Raw genomic sequence first — 1,376 nt, forward strand, 5'->3', positions numbered from 1 at the left:
GAGCGGTTGACCGCGCTCTCGCAGAAGGCCTTTGCGCGGCATCACGACTACTCCATGGAGCAATACCTCACCGCCCTCGAAACCATCGCCGCAGAAGTCGCAACAAACTTCCCAGGGCAAAACAGATTCAGACCGTTCCCAAAGCTGAAACCTGCAGAGGTACTGACGACGCGATTGAGACAAGCTCTCGCTGAGATAAAGTCTCTGGAAAGAAGCCTGTATATCGTAGAGAGGGACATCCAGAACATGAAAGCATCGTACTCCTGGCGCCTGACAGCACCGCTTCGCAGGATCCGAGCGAAACTCAATCGCAAGCCACAGCAATAGAAAGAAGCTTTTCAGATATTGTGATGAACAGGCCTTTCAGTGTTGAACTGGGCATTGGAATGCCCTCCTGGGGATCGCCCCCCTCGCATCGTGCAGCACCAACGCTTTTCGAGCCGGAAACAGAGATCTGATGATGAATCCTATTTTGACGGTCGGCGTTACAACTCATAATGAGCGAGAGAATATCAGGGACCTGCTCGATCGGCTCGCTCTTCTGGATCACAGACGCTTTAGGATCATCCTTTTCGACGACGCCAGCACCGATGGAACCGCTGCGCTGATTGCTCAGCACCCACTATTCGGCCAGGGGCATTTCGAGGCCCATTTAGCGGAGAGCAATTTCGGCTCACCGTCTGTAGGACGTCAGTTCATCGCACAGCATGCTCGGACTCCCTTTGTGACCTTCGTCGATGGTGACGATCTGATCCAGCCCGAGGCTCTGACGGCTGTCGCTAATCGCTTGAAACCCGGCCTCGACATAATCGTGACGCCATTCATGAATGGCCGCAAAAGGGAATTCCCTCGTCTTATCGATCCCGCTCAGCCGATCACAAGCCACACCATTACCCGCATTCTGTCTGGCATCGGAGGCAAGATATACAATCGCGAAGCCCTGCGACTGCACACGCAAGATAGTGTCAAAGGCCGTAGCGAGGATGTGCGGCTGAACATGCGGATTCTCTTAGGGGGGTTTGATCGCGTGCAGCTGATTGAGACAACCCCTTTCTACCTGATTGCGGCATCCCGCAAGTCAACTCTCTCCAAGAATATCCTTCTGTCAGAGATCGCTGCAAGGGTAGAGAATTATCAGATCCTTAAGGAGCGCTACGGGATCGACGATACCTACATCAAGAACCTGCATCGCAACCTGCTTAAGGTTGTTCGCGAAGATCCGTCTCTGACAGAAGAGCAGAGACTGACGCTTCGAAGGGCGCTGAACGATATCATGCCGTTCAAGCTCCGGACGATTATTCATTTGGTTCAGGATGTGTCGAAGATTGGCGGCATCCCCGGACGGGTGCGCCACACCGTCAGCGCCGCCCACGGCC

2 protein-coding genes are annotated in these 1,376 nt (G+C 54.1%); both read left to right on the top strand.

What is annotated here, in order from left to right; translation table 11 throughout:
• A partial coding sequence (locus L879_RS24120; RefSeq protein ID WP_035460149.1) for a hypothetical protein occupies positions 1 to 327 on the top strand: 327 nt, incomplete at its 5' end.
• Between the two features lie 130 nt (positions 328 to 457).
• Positions 458 to 1,376 (top strand): glycosyltransferase family 2 protein (locus L879_RS22255; RefSeq protein WP_035460151.1); only part of this gene is annotated, 919 nt, incomplete at its 3' end.

Origin of the sequence: Microvirga flocculans ATCC BAA-817 (genome assembly GCF_000518665.1) — a bacterium.
In the GTDB taxonomy this organism is placed as follows: Bacteria; Pseudomonadota; Alphaproteobacteria; order Rhizobiales; family Beijerinckiaceae; genus Microvirga; species Microvirga flocculans.